18 protein-coding genes are annotated in these 14,732 nt (G+C 60.0%); 17 read left to right on the plus strand and 1 reads right to left on the minus strand.

Annotation, left to right across the window (positions count from 1 at the left end):
• The first annotated feature begins 16 nt into the window (after positions 1-16).
• Positions 17-1,006 (plus strand): signal peptide peptidase SppA, encoded by a 990-nt coding sequence (sppA, locus tag AC07XZ_RS11005; RefSeq protein WP_102686510.1) that lies wholly within the window; start codon positions 17-19, stop codon positions 1,004-1,006.
• A 46-nt stretch (positions 1,007-1,052) separates the two neighbouring features.
• Here the strand turns inward: sppA and AC07XZ_RS11010 are convergent, their stop codons facing one another.
• The gene (locus tag AC07XZ_RS11010; protein WP_102686509.1) at positions 1,053-1,631 is read right to left on the minus strand and encodes a Maf family protein; all 579 of its coding nucleotides are present in this window, start codon (positions 1,629-1,631) and stop codon (positions 1,053-1,055) included.
• A gap of 106 nt (positions 1,632-1,737) precedes the next feature.
• Between AC07XZ_RS11010 and AC07XZ_RS11015 the strand changes: the two genes are divergently transcribed.
• The 16 genes from AC07XZ_RS11015 to AC07XZ_RS11090 all read left to right on the plus strand — a co-directional run bounded on the left by AC07XZ_RS11015 (position 1,738) and on the right by AC07XZ_RS11090 (position 14,729).
• Positions 1,738-2,265 carry a YceD family protein gene (locus AC07XZ_RS11015; protein ID WP_003204262.1) on the plus strand — a complete coding sequence of 176 codons (528 nt, stop codon included), beginning with the start codon at positions 1,738-1,740 and terminating at the stop codon, positions 2,263-2,265.
• Positions 2,266-2,278: 13 nt separating this feature from the next.
• Positions 2,279-2,461, plus strand: coding sequence for a 50S ribosomal protein L32 (rpmF, locus tag AC07XZ_RS11020; protein WP_003179396.1), 183 nt, complete (start codon positions 2,279-2,281; stop codon positions 2,459-2,461).
• A gap of 4 nt (positions 2,462-2,465) precedes the next feature.
• Positions 2,466-3,476, plus strand: a complete 1,011-nt coding sequence (plsX, locus tag AC07XZ_RS11025) for a phosphate acyltransferase PlsX (RefSeq protein ID WP_074688106.1) — start codon at positions 2,466-2,468, stop codon at positions 3,474-3,476.
• Between the two features lie 125 nt (positions 3,477-3,601).
• A complete protein-coding gene (fabD, locus tag AC07XZ_RS11030) occupies positions 3,602-4,540 on the plus strand; it encodes an ACP S-malonyltransferase (RefSeq protein WP_102686508.1) in 939 nt (312 codons plus the stop codon).
• Positions 4,541-4,556: 16 nt separating this feature from the next.
• On the plus strand, positions 4,557-5,300 hold the full coding sequence (gene fabG, locus AC07XZ_RS11035; protein WP_007950790.1) for a 3-oxoacyl-ACP reductase FabG: 744 nt from the start codon (positions 4,557-4,559) through the stop codon (positions 5,298-5,300).
• Positions 5,301-5,496: 196 nt separating this feature from the next.
• The gene (gene acpP / locus AC07XZ_RS11040; RefSeq protein WP_003175607.1) at positions 5,497-5,733 is read left to right on the plus strand and encodes an acyl carrier protein; all 237 of its coding nucleotides are present in this window, start codon (positions 5,497-5,499) and stop codon (positions 5,731-5,733) included.
• Between the two features lie 108 nt (positions 5,734-5,841).
• Positions 5,842-7,086, plus strand: coding sequence for a beta-ketoacyl-ACP synthase II (gene fabF, locus AC07XZ_RS11045; protein ID WP_041475396.1), 1,245 nt, complete (start codon positions 5,842-5,844; stop codon positions 7,084-7,086).
• Positions 7,086-7,901 carry an aminodeoxychorismate lyase gene (gene pabC, locus AC07XZ_RS11050; RefSeq protein WP_064383485.1) on the plus strand — a complete coding sequence of 272 codons (816 nt, stop codon included), beginning with the start codon at positions 7,086-7,088 and terminating at the stop codon, positions 7,899-7,901. The genes fabF and pabC overlap by 1 nt, the downstream gene beginning before the upstream one ends.
• Positions 7,902-7,904: 3 nt before the next feature.
• Positions 7,905-9,086: an endolytic transglycosylase MltG gene (gene mltG / locus AC07XZ_RS11055; RefSeq protein WP_064383483.1), complete on the plus strand. Its 1,182-nt coding sequence runs from the start codon at positions 7,905-7,907 to the stop codon at positions 9,084-9,086.
• Positions 9,087-9,105: 19 nt separating this feature from the next.
• A complete protein-coding gene (gene tmk / locus AC07XZ_RS11060; protein ID WP_007950797.1) occupies positions 9,106-9,738 on the plus strand; it encodes a dTMP kinase in 633 nt (210 codons plus the stop codon).
• A complete protein-coding gene (locus AC07XZ_RS11065; RefSeq protein ID WP_085745056.1) occupies positions 9,731-10,714 on the plus strand; it encodes a DNA polymerase III subunit delta' in 984 nt (327 codons plus the stop codon). Before tmk ends, AC07XZ_RS11065 begins: the two co-directional genes overlap by 8 nt.
• Positions 10,715-10,756: 42 nt before the next feature.
• Positions 10,757-11,113, plus strand: a complete 357-nt coding sequence (locus AC07XZ_RS11070) for a PilZ domain-containing protein (RefSeq protein ID WP_007950801.1) — start codon at positions 10,757-10,759, stop codon at positions 11,111-11,113.
• A 15-nt stretch (positions 11,114-11,128) separates the two neighbouring features.
• The gene (locus tag AC07XZ_RS11075; RefSeq protein WP_102686507.1) at positions 11,129-11,914 is read left to right on the plus strand and encodes a TatD family hydrolase; all 786 of its coding nucleotides are present in this window, start codon (positions 11,129-11,131) and stop codon (positions 11,912-11,914) included.
• 341 nt (positions 11,915-12,255) lie between these two features.
• The gene (locus AC07XZ_RS11080) at positions 12,256-12,894 is read left to right on the plus strand and encodes a TetR/AcrR family transcriptional regulator (protein ID WP_007950805.1); all 639 of its coding nucleotides are present in this window, start codon (positions 12,256-12,258) and stop codon (positions 12,892-12,894) included.
• 138 nt (positions 12,895-13,032) lie between these two features.
• Positions 13,033-14,001: a GTP 3',8-cyclase MoaA gene (locus AC07XZ_RS11085; protein ID WP_102686506.1), complete on the plus strand. Its 969-nt coding sequence runs from the start codon at positions 13,033-13,035 to the stop codon at positions 13,999-14,001.
• A gap of 122 nt (positions 14,002-14,123) precedes the next feature.
• On the plus strand, positions 14,124-14,729 hold the full coding sequence (locus AC07XZ_RS11090; protein WP_007950810.1) for a DUF4823 domain-containing protein: 606 nt from the start codon (positions 14,124-14,126) through the stop codon (positions 14,727-14,729).
• Positions 14,730-14,732 lie beyond the last annotated feature (3 nt).

Below are 14,732 nucleotides of genomic sequence, written 5' to 3' on the forward strand. Positions count from 1 at the left end.
TGCTGGGGTGGATGGCATGACCGACGAATGGAAAGCACCGGCCAAGGCAACTGCCGACGACGGTGATGCGAAAAGCTGGAAGCTGCTGGAAAAGACTCTGCTGGCCGGCGTGCAGGAGCAGCGTCGTTCGCGGCGCTGGGGCATCTTCTTCAAGTTGCTGACCTTTGTTTATCTGTTTGTTGCGCTGATTCTGTTCACGCCGTTGATGGATATGGAGAAAAGCGCTACGCGCAGCTCCAACTACACCGCGTTGATCGACGTCACCGGCATGATCGCCGACAAAGAGCCTGCCAGCGCCGACAACATCGTCGGCAGCCTGCGTGCAGCGTTCGAAGATAAGAAGGTCAAAGGCGTAATCCTGCGCATCAACAGCCCGGGCGGCAGTCCGGTGCAGTCGGGTTATGTGTATGACGAGATCAAGCGTTTGCGCGGCCTGCATCCTGACACCAAGCTGTACGCGGTGATTTCCGATCTTGGCGCTTCCGGTGCCTATTACATTGCCAGTGCGGCGGATCAGATCTATGCCGACAAGGCCAGTCTGGTGGGTTCCATTGGTGTGACGGCGGCCGGTTACGGGTTTGTCGGCACGATGGAGAAGCTTGGCGTCGAGCGTCGCACTTACACTTCTGGCGAGCACAAGGCGTTCCTCGATCCGTTCCAGCCGCAAAAGCCGGAAGAGACGGCGTTCTGGCAAAGTGTGCTGGATACCACGCACAAGCAGTTCATCAATAGCGTCAAGCAGGGGCGTGGTGATCGCCTGAAGGACAAGGAGCATCCGGAGCTGTTCTCCGGGCTGGTCTGGTCTGGCGAGCAGGCCCTGCCGCTGGGGTTGATCGATGGTCTGGGCAATGCCAGCTCGGTGGCGCGTGACGTGATTGGCGAAAAAGAACTGGTGGACTTCACCGTTCAGGAATCGCCGTTCGATCGCTTCTCGAAGAAGCTCGGTGCCAGCGTTGCCGAGAAACTGGCAATGTGGATGGGTTTTAACGGCCCGTCGTTACGCTGATCGAATGCTGCAAGAAAAACCGGCCTGAGGGCCGGTTTTTTGTGGGTCAGGGAATCTGTACGCCTTCCGTCAATAGCATGTCGATCAGGCGAATCAGTGGCAGGCCGATCAGGCTGGTGGCGTCCGGGCCTTCGGTGGATTGGAACAGGCTCACGCCCAATCCTTCGGCCTTGAAGCTGCCGGCGCAGTCGTAGGGTTGCTCGGCGTGCAGATAGCGCTCGACGCGGGCCTGGTCCAGTACGCGCATGTTTACGGTGAAGGGCACGCAGTCGACCTGGCAGTGGCCGGTCTGGCTGTTGAGCAGGGCCAGGCCGGTGAGGAAGGTCACGCTGGCGCCGCTGGCGGCCATCAGTTGTTCGCGGGCATTTTCGAAGGTGTGCGGCTTGCCGATGATGCGCTCGCCGAGTACCGCAACCTGGTCGGAGCCGATGATCAGGTGAGCAGGGTGGCTGTCGGCCAGGGCGCGGGCTTTCTGTTCGGCGAGGCGCTTGACCAGCTCGATTGCCGACTCGTCCGGGCGATGGCTTTCATCGATATCCGGCGAGCTGCAGACGAACGGCAGGCGCAGACGGCTGAGCAATTCCCGACGATAGGTCGAGCTTGAAGCGAGTAATAAAGGCAGCATTCGCATCTCCAGAGGCAGGCGACAGATTCTAGCGGAGGCGCGCAAGTGACGGACAGGGCACAATTTCCTTTGACATGGGTGGGTGCATCCCTATAATGCTGCGCCTATGTTGAATGACCCGATTCCACCTCACGTTGACCCGCGCAAATTGGCTGACCGTGGCACCACCCTTCAAGGTGAACTGCTGCTGGCCGATTTGAAGAGACTCTGCGACCCGCTTTCCGACGATGTCGGTACGGTGCAGGCAAAATTCGTTTTTGAACGAGATGAACGTAAATCTGTGGTAATCCACAGCTTTATCGACACCGAAGTCAAAATGGTTTGCCAGCGTTGTCTTGAGCTGGTCACCCTGCCGATCCACAGCGAATGCAGTTACGCTGTTGTGAAGGAGGGTGCGAATACCCAGTCGTTACCGAAAGGTTATGACGTGCTGGAACTGGGCGAAGATCCATTGGATCTGCAGTCACTGATCGAGGAGGAGCTTCTGCTCGCCTTGCCCATTGTGCCTGCTCATCATCCGGAAGAATGCCAGCAGCCGGCGGGAGCAGATGAGCCCGAACCGAGCGAGGACGAGGTAACGCGGTCCAACCCGTTCAGTGTATTGGCGCAGTTAAAGCGTGACCCAAACGTTTAGGAGTTAATCAATTATGGCTGTTCAGCAGAACAAAAAATCCCGCTCTGCCCGTGACATGCGCCGTTCGCACGACGCTCTCGAGGCTAGCACCCTGTCTGTAGAAAAAACCACTGGTGAAGTTCACCTGCGTCACCACGTATCGCCAGAAGGCGTATACCGTGGCCGTAAAGTGATCGACAAGGGCGCTGACGAGTAATCACTTGTCCGCTCAAGTCATCGCGATTGACGCAATGGGCGGGGACTTCGGTCCCCGCAGCATTGTTCAGGCCAGCCTTGCTTGCCTTTCTGCTACGCCCTCGCTGCACCTGACCCTCGTCGGTCAACCCTCCCTTCTTGAAGAACTGATCACCGGCCAATCGGCTGCCGATCGCGCGCGCCTGACGATTGTTCCGGCGTCCGAAGTCATCACCATGGACGAAAAACCTGCTCAGGCCCTGCGTGGCAAGCCGGACTCGTCGATGCGTGTCGCTCTCGAATTGCTGCGTGACGGCAAGGTTCAGGCCTGTGTCAGTGCCGGCAATACCGGTGCCTTGATGGCGCTGTCGCGATTTGTGCTCAAGACCCTGCCGGGGATTGATCGTCCGGCCATGGTCGCCGCGATCCCTACTCAGAAGGGCTATTGCCAGTTGCTTGATCTGGGCGCCAACGTCGATTGCAGTGCCGAGCATCTGTTGCAGTTCGCCGTGATGGGTTCCGTGGCGGCGCAAACGCTGGGTATCGCTCGCCCGCGTGTCGCGCTGCTGAATATCGGCACCGAAGACATCAAGGGCAATCAGCAGGTCAAGCTTGCTGCGACGTTGCTGCAGGCTGCCCGGGGCATCAATTACATCGGCTTCATCGAAGGTGACGGTTTGTATCGCGGCGAGGCGGACGTGGTGGTTTGCGATGGTTTTGTCGGCAATATTCTGCTCAAGTCCAGCGAAGGCCTGGCGACCATGATCGCTGCGCGCATCGAGGCTTTGTTCAAGAAAAACCTCGCCTCCCGCGCTGTCGGCGCTCTGGCGTTGCCATTGATGAAGCGTCTGCAGGCTGATCTGGCACCGGCGCGACATAACGGCGCAAGCTTCCTCGGTTTGCAGGGCATTGTCGTGAAAAGTCACGGTTCGGCCGGGGTTCAGGGATTTCAGAGTGCCATTCAGCGAGCGCTGATCGAGATTCAGGAGAATCTTCCCGAACGCCTGCACGGCCGTCTGGAGGATTTGTTGTCTTAGGCGTTTTCGTCGGACAATGCTTAAATGTGACCGCCCGGTTCAAAGGGCCATCCAACTGTCAGTTTCTTGCGTCCCTCTAGCGGGATGCCATTTTTCCGACGACAAGATCATTAGGGGCTTGTTACATGTCTGCTTCCCTCGCATTCGTCTTTCCAGGACAGGGTTCGCAGTCCCTCGGCATGCTGGCCGAGCTGGGCGCGCAACATCCGTTGATCCTCGAAACTTTCAAAGAAGCATCCGATGCTCTGGGCTACGACCTGTGGGCGCTGACCCAGCAGGGCCCGGAAGAGCTGCTCAATCAAACCGATAAAACCCAACCGGCCATTCTGACCGCTTCGATCGCCCTGTGGCGTCTGTGGCTGGCGGAAGGTGGTGCGCGTCCGGCCTTCGTTGCCGGTCACAGCCTGGGTGAATACAGCGCGCTGGTCGCTGCCGGCAGCCTGAGCCTTGCCGATGCGGTAAAGCTCGTTGAGCGCCGTGGCCAGCTGATGCAGGAAGCTGTTCCGGCCGGGCAGGGCGGCATGGCTGCCATCCTCGGTCTGGAAGATGCCGATGTTCTCGCTGCCTGTGCTGAAACGGCGCAGGGCGAAGTGGTCAGCGCGGTGAACTTCAACTCCCCGGGTCAGGTAGTGATCGCCGGTGCCAAGGCGGCCGTTGAGCGCGCCATCGAAGGCTGCAAGGCCCGTGGCGCCAAGCGCGCCATGCCGCTGCCGGTCAGCGTGCCGTCGCACTGCGAGCTGATGCGCCCGGCTGCCGAGCGCTTCGCCGAATCCATCGCTGCCATCGACTGGCAGGCGCCGCAGATCCCTGTGGTACAGAACGTCAGCGCTCAGGTGCCGGCGGATCTGGAAACCCTCAAGCGTGATCTGCTGGAGCAACTCTACAAGCCGGTCCGCTGGGTCGAGTCCGTACAGACTCTGGCCGCCAAAGGCGCGACCAATCTGGTCGAGTGCGGCCCTGGCAAGGTGCTGGCCGGTCTGAACAAACGTTGCGCCGAAGGCGTTTCGACTTCCAACCTCAATACCCCAGACGCTTTTGCTGCTGCTCGCGCAGCGGCTGTCTGAATCAGGAGAAGCTTGCATGAGTCTGCAAGGTAAAGTTGCACTGGTCACCGGCGCAAGCCGTGGCATCGGCCAGGCTATCGCACTGGAACTGGGTCGTCAGGGCGCCATCGTTGTTGGCACCGCGACTTCCGCTTCGGGCGCCGAGCGTATTGCTGCGACCCTGAAGGAAAACGGCATCCAGGGCGCAGGTTTCGAACTGAACGTCACCAGCGACGAATCGGTCACCAAAGTGCTGGCGAGCATCCAGGAGCAGTTCGGTGCGCCGGTGGCGATTCTGGTCAACAATGCCGGCATCACCCGCGATAACCTGATGATGCGCATGAAAGACGACGAGTGGTACGACGTGATCGATACCAACCTGAACAGTCTGTATCGCCTGTCCAAGGGCGTTCTGCGCGGCATGACCAAGGCGCGTTGGGGCCGAATTATCAGTATTGGCTCAGTGGTGGGTGCCATGGGCAACGCTGGCCAAGTAAACTATGCAGCCGCCAAGGCCGGTCTGGAAGGTTTCAGCCGTGCCATGGCGCGTGAAGTCGGTTCGCGTTCGATTACGGTCAACTCGGTAACCCCAGGGTTCATCGACACCGATATGACCCGCGAGCTGCCTGAAGCACAGCGTGAAGCCTTGCAGACGCAGATTCCGCTGGGCCGTCTGGGACAAGCTCAAGAGATCGCGTCCGTGGTCGCTTTTCTTGCATCCGACGGTGCGGCATACGTGACCGGGGCTACAATCCCGGTTAACGGCGGGATGTACATGTAATTCAAATGTGACGGATTGCTTCAAAAAAATGTCATACGAGCTGTCTAAAATCCGTTATAAAGCTGCAATCTATTTATAGGCAGAGGGCCGCAGGGTTTGAGGAGTGAAGCTTTCAGTTGAAAAGCTGAAAAGTCTTTCTATACACTTACCCACTGGCCAGCTGCCTGAATTTGTCCATTAGGAGTGAAAACAAGGTATGAGCACCATCGAAGAGCGCGTCAAGAAAATCGTTGCCGAGCAACTGGGTGTTAAAGAAGAAGAAGTGGTCAACACCGCTTCCTTCGTAGAAGACCTGGGTGCCGACTCCCTTGACACCGTTGAGCTGGTGATGGCTCTGGAAGAGGAATTCGAGACCGAAATCCCTGACGAAGAAGCTGAGAAGATCACTACTGTACAAGCTGCAATCGACTACGTTACTAGCCACCAGGCGTAATAGTTTGTAATCGTTGCTTGCTGTCATGGAAAAACCGCACTGCCATCATGGCGTGCGGTTTTTTCTTTAGGCCTGATGCAAAGTCGTCATTTGAAAAAGGAGAGTGCTGTGTCGCGTAGACGCGTCGTAGTCACCGGTATGGGTATGTTGTCGCCACTGGGCACGGATGTGCCGAGCAGTTGGCAGGGCATTCTGGCTGGCCGCAGTGGCATTGGTCTGATCGAACACACCGACCTTTCTGCCTATTCCACCCGCTTTGGCGGCTCGGTAAAGGGCTTCAATGTCGAGGAATACCTGTCGGTCAAGGAAGCGCGCAAGCTCGACCTGTTCATTCAGTACGGTCTGGCGGCCGGCTTTCAAGCCGTACGCAATGCCGGTCTGGAAGTCACCGATGCCAACCGTGAACGCATTGGCGTGGCCATGGGTTCGGGTATCGGCGGTCTGACCAACATCGAAGAAACCAGCCGCACGCTGCACGAGACTGGCCCGCGCCGGATTTCTCCGTTCTTTGTGCCTGGCTCGATCATCAATATGATTTCCGGTTTCCTGTCCATCCACCTGGGTGCACAGGGGCCTAACTACGCCATCGCCACAGCGTGTACCACCGGTACGCACTGCATCGGCATGGCGGCGCGCAACATCATGTACGACGAAGCCGACGTGATGATTGCCGGCGGTGCCGAAATGGCCGCGTGCGGTCTGGGCATGGGTGGCTTTGGTGCTTCCCGTGCGCTGTCGACCCGCAACGACGAGCCGACCCGCGCCAGCCGTCCGTGGGACAAGGGCCGTGACGGCTTCGTGCTGTCCGACGGCGCCGGTGCGCTGGTGCTCGAAGAGCTCGAGCACGCCAAGGCCCGTGGCGCGACCATCTACGCCGAGCTGATCGGTTTCGGCACCAGTGGCGACGCCTTCCACATGACTTCGCCACCCGCCGACGGCGCCGGTGCTGCACGCTGCATCACCAACGCGCTGCGCGATGCGAAGATCAACGTCGATCAAGTGCAATACATCAACGCCCACGGCACTTCGACCCCGGCCGGTGACCTTGCCGAAGCCAACGCGATCAAGTCGGTGTTCGGTGATCACGCCTACAAACTGGCAGTCAGCTCCACCAAATCCATGACCGGTCACCTGCTGGGTGCGGCGGGCGCGGTCGAGGCGATCTTCAGCGTGCTGGCGATCAACAGCCAGGTGGCGCCACCGACCATCAACCTCGAAGAGCCGGACGAAGGCTGCGACCTCGATTTCGTGCCGCACACCGCGCGCAATATGGATATCGATGTCGTGCTGTCCAACTCGTTCGGGTTTGGCGGCACCAACGGCACGTTGGCGTTCCGTCGGTTCGCCGGCTGATGGACTGCTGGGTCGACGGTCTGCCGGCTGACGCTCTGTCGCTGAAAGATCGCGGCCTGGCTTACGGCGACGGTCTGTTCGAGACCATCGCCGTGCGAGGCGGTCAGCCGTTGCTGCTGGATCGGCATCTGACGCGTCTGGCCGACGGCTGTGCGCGTCTGGCCATCGCAGCCGACATCGAGCGGGTTCGCCATGAGCTGCAATCCTATGCCGCCGCGATGGGCGAGGGCGTGCTCAAACTCATCCTCACCCGTGGCGACGGATTGCGCGGTTATGCGCCGGATCCTTCAGCGCAGGGCCGACGCATTCTGCAAGGCAATCCTCCCGCCGCTTATCCAGCGGCCCACGCCGAGCAGGGCGTTCGCCTGTTTCCGTGTAGCACGCGTTTGTCCAGACAGCCGTTGCTCGCCGGGCTCAAACACCTCAATCGACTGGAACAGGTTATTGCCCGCGCCGAATGGCAGGACAGTGAACACGCCGAAGGTTTGATGCTCGATCAGGCCGGTCGGGTGATCGAAGGCGTGTTCAGCAATCTGTTTCTGGTGCGTGACGGTGTGCTGATCACGGCGGACCTGAAACGCTGCGGCGTGGCCGGGGTGATGCGCGCAGAAATATTGTTTCAGGCAGAGTCCCTGGGCATCCCCGTGCAAATCACCGACATCCCCCTCGAACAGCTGCAATGGGCCGATGAAGTCTTTGTCTGCAACAGCGTGTATGGCGTCTGGCCGGTACGCGCCTGTGCTGCTCTGAGCTGGCCGGTTGGCCCGCTCACCCGTAAACTGCAAACCATTGCCCGCGCGCTACTGGATGCCTGATTCGTGAGACGTAAACTTTTGCTGCTGCTGGAAACCGGACTGGTTCTGGCAGGGCTGCTGTTGGGCGCCAGCGCCTGGAAGATTCATTCGGCACTGGAACAGCCCCTGAACATCACGCAGGAAGAACTGCTGGATGTGCCCAAGGGATCCACCCCGACCCGTACTTTTCTTGGACTCGAAGCCGATGGCGTCATCAAGGACGCGTTCTGGCTGCGGGTCTATTGGCGTTTCAACCTCGCCGGCACGCCGATTCACAGCGGTGAATACCGCATGCAGCCGGGCATGACCGTCAACGGCCTGATCGACCTGTGGAAGCGCGGCGATGTGGTTCAGTACAGCCTGACCCTGGTCGAAGGCTGGAATTTCCATCAAGTGCGCGCCGCGCTGGCCAAAGATGAAAAGATCGAGCAGACCCTCAACGGCCTGAGCGACAGTGATGTGATGGCCAAAATCGGTCACAAGGGCCTGTTCCCTGAAGGCCGCTTCTTCCCCGATACCTACCGCTTCGTGCGCGGCGTGACCGATACCGAACTGCTGAAAAAGGCTTTCGACCGTCTCGACGAAGTGCTGGCCAAGGAGTGGGAAAAACGCTCCGCCGACGTGCCTTACACCGAGCCCTATCAGGCGCTGATCATGGCGTCGCTGGTGGAGAAGGAAACCGGCGTGCCTCAGGAACGTGGCCAGATTGCCGGCGTCTTTGTACGTCGCATGGCGCTGGGCATGCAGCTGCAGACCGATCCGACGGTGATCTACGGCCTGGGTGACCGCTACAACGGCAAGCTGACTCGTGCGCATCTCAAGGAAGCCACGCCGTACAACACGTACATGATTCCCGGCCTGCCGCCGACGCCGATCGCCATGGTCGGACGTGAAGCCATTCACGCCGCACTCAACCCGGTGGATGGCACCAGCCTCTACTTTGTTGCCCGGGGCGATGGCAGTCACGTGTTCTCCGATGATCTGGACGCGCACAACAATGCGGTGCGCGAGTACCAGCTCAAGCGGCGCGCGGATTACCGCTCGAGCCCGGCGCCGACGACTGCGCCCGAAACCGCTCCGGCAGCCGAGGAGGCGATACCTGCCGCCTCTCCCGACACTGCACCGGAGTCGTTGCCGCAGCCGCCTGCTCAAGAGCCTGCGCCGACGCCGGAACCGGAAGCCTCCGCTCCCCAAAACACGCAATGACTTTGATTAAGGACTGCCTGTGACTGGCTTGTTTATTACCCTGGAAGGCCCGGAAGGCGCCGGCAAAAGCACCAACCGCGAATACCTCGCCGAGCGCCTGCGCGCCGCCGGTATTGAAGTGGTGCTGACCCGCGAGCCCGGCGGTACGCCGCTGGCCGAGCGCATTCGTGAGGTGTTGCTGGCCCCGGTCGACGAAGTGATGAATCCGGACACCGAGCTGTTGCTGGTGTTCGCCGCCCGTGCCCAGCATCTGGCTGAAGTCATTCGACCGGCACTGGCCCGTGGTGCGGTCGTGCTGTGTGACCGTTTCACCGATTCGACTTACGCCTATCAGGGTGGCGGTCGTGGCTTGTCGCTGGAGCGCATCGCGGCGCTGGAGACTTTCGTGCAGGGCGACTTGCGTCCCGACCTGACGCTGATTTTCGATCTGCCGGTGGAAATCGGTTTGGCCCGCGCCAGTGCTCGTGGACGTCTGGATCGTTTCGAGCTGGAAGGCCGTGAGTTTTTCGAGGCCGTACGCAGTGCTTTCCTCAAGCGCGCCGAAGCCGATCCGGCGCGTTACGTGCGGATCGACGCCGGTCAGCCGTTGGCCAAGGTTCAACAATCGCTGGATACCCTGATTCCGAATTTGCTGGAGCTGAGCCGTGGCTGAGGCCTATCCGTGGCAGGACAGCCTCTGGCAGCAACTGGCCGGTCGCACTCAGCATGCCCACGCGTATCTGCTGCACGGGCCGGCCGGGATCGGCAAGCGCGCGCTGGCCGAGCGACTGATGGCCAGCCTGCTGTGCCAGCGTCCGACGCCTGAAGCCTGCGGCGAGTGCAAATCCTGTCTGCTGCTCAAGGCCGGCAGCCACCCGGACAATTACATCCTCGAACCGGAGGAAGCGGACAAGGCGATCAAGGTCGACCAGGTGCGTGATCTGGTCAGTTTCGTGGTGCAGACCGCACAACTGGGCGGGCGCAAGGTGGTGCTGATCGAACCGGTGGAGTCGATGAACATCAACGCCGCCAACGCCTTGCTCAAGAGCCTTGAGGAGCCGTCCGGCGATACCGTGCTGCTGCTGGTCAGCCACCAGCCGAGCCGGTTGTTGCCGACCATCAAGAGCCGCTGCGTGCAGCAGGCCTGTCCGCTGCCGAGCGAATCCATGAGCCTGCAATGGCTGGCTCAGGCATTGCCGGAATGTTCCGAAGACGAACGGGTCGAACTGTTGACCCTGGCCGCCGGCTCGCCGTTGGCCGCCGTCACGTTGCAGGGGCAGGGCGTGCGTGAACAGCGTTCGCAGGTTGTCGAAGGCGTGAAGAAGCTGCTCAAGCAGCAGCAATCGCCGACGCAACTGGCCGAGGAGTGGAAAAACATTCCGATGCTGCGGCTGTTCGACTGGTTCTGCGACTGGTCGAGCCTGATCCTGCGCTATCAATTGACCCAGGATGAAGCAGGCCTCGGCCTGACCGATATGCGCAAGGTCGTGCAGTACCTGGCGCAGAAAAGTGCTCAGCCTAAAGTGCTGGATATTCAGGACTGGATCCTCGCCCAGCGCCAGAAAGTCCTGAGCAAGGCCAACCTCAATGCGGCGTTGCTGCTGGAAGCGTTGCTGGTGCAATGGGCGAGCTTGCCTGGCCAAAGATAAGAATGTGTATCTAGACTCTGAACATCAGCAGTGGAGGTCAACATGAATGAACCTGTCAGCCCGGGGCCGCGCAACGGCATCCTGTCCCTGACCATCAAGGACAAGTCGGTCCTTTACGCCGCCTACATGCCGTTCATCAAGAACGGTGGCCTGTTCATCCCGACCAACAAGAGCTACAAGTTGGGCGACGAGGTGTTCATGCTGCTGAACCTGATGGACGAGGCGGAGAAGATTCCGGTGGCCGGCAAAGTGGCCTGGATCACCCCCAAAGGCGCCCAGGGTAACCGCGCAGCCGGCGTCGGCGTGCAATTCAACGATGGCGACAACACCGCGCGCAGTCGCATCGAAACTCATCTGGCCGGAGCCCTGAAGTCCGACCGTCCCACTCATACGATGTAAGTTGCAGTCCTTTTTATGCTCGTAGATTCCCATTGTCACCTTGATCGCCTCGACCTCACCGTTCACGACGGTTCCCTGGATGCCGCGCTGGACGCGGCCCGTCAGCGCGGGGTCGGACACTTCCTGTGCATCGGCGTCAGCGCCGACAACGCGGCCGACGTCAAAGCCCTCGCCGAGCGCTACGATGATGTCGATTGCTCAGTCGGCGTACATCCGCTGGATGTGCAGCCGGGCGCGGCGCCGGCGCTGGACTGGCTGCTGCACGAGCTCAATCACCCGAAAGTGGTGGCGATCGGCGAAACCGGTCTGGACTATCACTACGAGCCGGAAGCGGCGGAACTGCAGCAGGAGTCGTTCCGACTGCACCTGCAAGCAGCACAGCAGACTGGCAAACCGGTGATCATCCACACCCGTGGCGCCCGTGCCGATACGCTCGAGCTGCTGCGCGAAGCCGCGCTGCCCCAGGCCGGTGTGTTGCATTGCTTCACCGAAGACTGGGACATGGCCAAGGCGGCGCTGGACATGGGTTATTACATTTCCCTGTCGGGCATCGTCACCTTCCGCAATGCCGATGCGCTGCGCGATGTGGCGAGCAAGGTTCCGGCCGATCGCCTGCTGGTGGAAACCGATTCGCCGTATCTGGCGCCGATCCCGTATCGCGGCAAACCGAACCTGCCGCAATACGTGCGGGAAGTGGCAGAGTTTCTGGCGATGCTGCGCGGCGAGAACTACGAGCGCTTTGCCGAGCAGACCACCGAGAACTTCAAGCGACTGTTTCCGCTGGCGCATGTAAAAGCCTGAATCGCAGGCAAAAAAAACCCGGGTTCTGGGGGGTGAATCCGGGTTAAGACCATTAGGAGTAAAACAAAGGCACGCGGTCCCTTGGTACCTTTACCGGCGCGACACTTGGGGGAGATGTCGCCCGACAGTTCAAGTATTGATCAGTCTGGCGCCGAGTCCAGTTGGCCGGCCGGGGTTTTTAAACAAATTTGGAATACGTTCGCTTCGGTTATGTTCTCATTCCCCCCGAAACGTTCGTGAAATGAACAAGAAACACAGATATGGTCGGATGATCCGTGCATTTTTGCGCAAGTTAGGCATAATACGCGGCTTCGAATTTTGACCCCTACAGACCTTTTCTTATGCACAAAGAACCTCGTAAGGTCCGTGAGTTTCGTCGCCGCGAGCAAGAAATTCTCGATACCGCGCTCAAGCTGTTCCTCGAACAAGGTGAAGACAGTGTCACCGTCGAGATGATTGCTGATGCCGTGGGTATCGGCAAAGGCACGATCTACAAGCACTTCAAGTCCAAGGCCGAAATCTATCTGCGCCTGATGCTCGATTACGAGCGCGACTTGAACGAGCTGTTGCACTCGGCCGATGTCGACAAGGACAAGGAAGCGCTGTCCCGTGCCTACTTTGAATTCCGCATGCGCGACCCGCAGCGCTATCGCCTGTTCGATCGCCTGGAAGAGAAGGTGGTCAAGGGCAATCAGGTGCCCGAGATGGTCGAGGAGCTGCACAAGATCCGTGCCTCGAACTTCGAACGCCTGACGCTGCTCATCAAGGGCCGCATCAGCGAAGGCAAGCTCGAAGACGTCCCGCCGTACTTCCACTACTGCGCATCCTGGGCGCTGGTGCACGGCGCGGTGGCGCTGTATCACTCGCCGTTCTGGAGCAATGTGCTGGAAGATCAGGAAGGTTTCTTCCAGTTCCTGATGGACATCGGTGTGCGCATGGGCAACAAGCGCAAGCGCGACCCTGAAACGCCAAGCAGCTGAATCATTCAGTTGCCTTATGCGCCGTGTTTTTCGCTACATGGCGCAGTACCGCAGGAATATACTCAGGCATAGGGCTTGCTAAAACTTGAATTGTGAGTCAAGTTTTAGCCGCTCGATTTTCCATCGCCGGAGTGCTTCATGATCGTTGACCGTCAAGGCAGGCGTTTTCGCAATTTGCGGATCAGTCTGACTTCAGCCTGCAATTATGCCTGTACCTACTGCGTGCCCAACGGCAAGCGGCTGGTGGCTGCGCAGGATGAACTGTCGGCCGAGGCCATGGCACGTGGCGTGGCTTATCTGATCGAAGCCGCCGGCATCGAGCGCCTGCGCATTACCGGCGGCGAGCCGCTGGTCAGCCCCAAACTCGAATCTTTCATGAGCGCCGTCGGCAAGATGGGTCTGGAAGACATCAGCCTGACCACCAACGGTCAACTTCTGGCGAAAAAACTTCCGCTGCTGGTCGATGCCGGCCTGCGACGCCTCAACGTTTCCCTCGATACCCTGGACGCCGGCGCGTTCCGCAGCATTGCCCGTGGCGGCGATCTGGCCACCGTGCTGGATGGCATGGATCAGGCGGCAGCGGCGGGGATGAAGATCAAGGTCAACATGGTGCCGTTGCGCGGGCAAAACCTCGACCAGGTGATGCCGCTGCTCGATTACTGCCTCGAGCGCGGCTTCGAGCTGCGTTTCATCGAGCTGATGCGCATGGGCCACCTGGCCACTGATTCCAACGCCTTCCTGCAACAGTTCGTCAGCCTGCAACAGCTGCTTAGCCTGATCGGCGAACATTACGAGTACGCGCAAACCGACGCGCCGGTGGACGCCACGGCGGTTCGCTATGCGATTCCCGGTAGGGGCAACTTCGGCGTTATCGCCAACGAAAGTGTGCCGTTCTGCCGAACCTGCTCGCGCCTGCGTCTGTCGTCCACCGGATGGCTGCATGGCTGCCTGTCGTCGAGCAACCGCCACTACGTCGGTGACCTGCTCGACAAACCACGTCACGAGGCGCTGCCGGCGTTGCAGCGACTGCTGGTCAAGGCGTTGGGCGACAAGCAGGAAGTCGCGTTCTCCGGGGGCGCCACCGTCATGAAGATCATCGGCGGCTGAACCCGGTTTAGCCGCGAAGTCTTATTTCAAAGCGGATACCTGCACATTTCCAAGGACTGGCGCAAAAGCTGCATCCTACGGCCATTCGCCGGTTTTCCGTCACCGGCTTCTGGAGGATTAGGATGCGTAGCCTGGTTTTGCTGCTGGCCGTTTTGGCGCTGGGCGGCTGTATGACTGTCAGTGATATGGCCGAAGGAACTCGCTACCAGATGAGCGACGCGGGGCTGCTGGACCACAGCGACAGCCGTCGCGTAAACAACTTCCGCATTCAGCCGGATTCGTTCATCTACATTGCGCAAGGCTCGTTCGCGCCGCCGGGTGGTTCTTACCCGCGGCCCAACGTAGTGGCTGAAGAGGCCTTCAAAGGCTTCGTCGAGTACTTCCCGATGGTCCGCCGCGCCCGTGCGCCGGAAGGCCTCGATCAGGCGATGGGCGAAGCCCGCGACGCCGGTGCCCACTACCTGCTGTACACCCGTTTCGCCAAGGCCGACGACCGCATCGGCAACTCCGATGAGTGGCTCGATCAGGAAGCCGTGGATCGCCTCGGTATCGACGGCGGCGTGATTCAGATCATGTTGATCGAGACCAGCACCCAGTATTTGATTGATACTGCACGGATCAAGAGTCGTGGCGGTTTACTGACGTTCCACGACAACAAGCCCGAAGACCTGATCGGCCCACCGCTTGCGCAGTACGCGCGCAGTCTGCTTGGCGTCGGGGACCAGTAATCA

This window comes from Pseudomonas sp. GW458-11-26-14-LB4 (assembly GCF_059423925.1).

Coding starts and splice junctions, on each gene's coding strand:
- AC07XZ_RS11070 (WP_007950801.1), top strand. CDS start 10,757: ATGAATGAACCTGTCAGCCCGGGGCCGCGCAACGGCATCCTGTCCCTG.
- AC07XZ_RS11010 (WP_102686509.1), bottom strand. CDS start 1,631: ATGCTGCCTTTATTACTCGCTTCAAGCTCGACCTATCGTCGGGAATTG.
- sppA (WP_102686510.1), top strand. CDS start 17: ATGACCGACGAATGGAAAGCACCGGCCAAGGCAACTGCCGACGACGGT.
- rpmF (WP_003179396.1), top strand. CDS start 2,279: ATGGCTGTTCAGCAGAACAAAAAATCCCGCTCTGCCCGTGACATGCGC.
- AC07XZ_RS11090 (WP_007950810.1), top strand. CDS start 14,124: ATGCGTAGCCTGGTTTTGCTGCTGGCCGTTTTGGCGCTGGGCGGCTGT.
- acpP (WP_003175607.1), top strand. CDS start 5,497: ATGAGCACCATCGAAGAGCGCGTCAAGAAAATCGTTGCCGAGCAACTG.
- AC07XZ_RS11080 (WP_007950805.1), top strand. CDS start 12,256: ATGCACAAAGAACCTCGTAAGGTCCGTGAGTTTCGTCGCCGCGAGCAA.
- AC07XZ_RS11015 (WP_003204262.1), top strand. CDS start 1,738: ATGTTGAATGACCCGATTCCACCTCACGTTGACCCGCGCAAATTGGCT.
- AC07XZ_RS11075 (WP_102686507.1), top strand. CDS start 11,129: ATGCTCGTAGATTCCCATTGTCACCTTGATCGCCTCGACCTCACCGTT.
- AC07XZ_RS11085 (WP_102686506.1), top strand. CDS start 13,033: ATGATCGTTGACCGTCAAGGCAGGCGTTTTCGCAATTTGCGGATCAGT.
- pabC (WP_064383485.1), top strand. CDS start 7,086: ATGGACTGCTGGGTCGACGGTCTGCCGGCTGACGCTCTGTCGCTGAAA.
- fabD (WP_102686508.1), top strand. CDS start 3,602: ATGTCTGCTTCCCTCGCATTCGTCTTTCCAGGACAGGGTTCGCAGTCC.
- fabG (WP_007950790.1), top strand. CDS start 4,557: ATGAGTCTGCAAGGTAAAGTTGCACTGGTCACCGGCGCAAGCCGTGGC.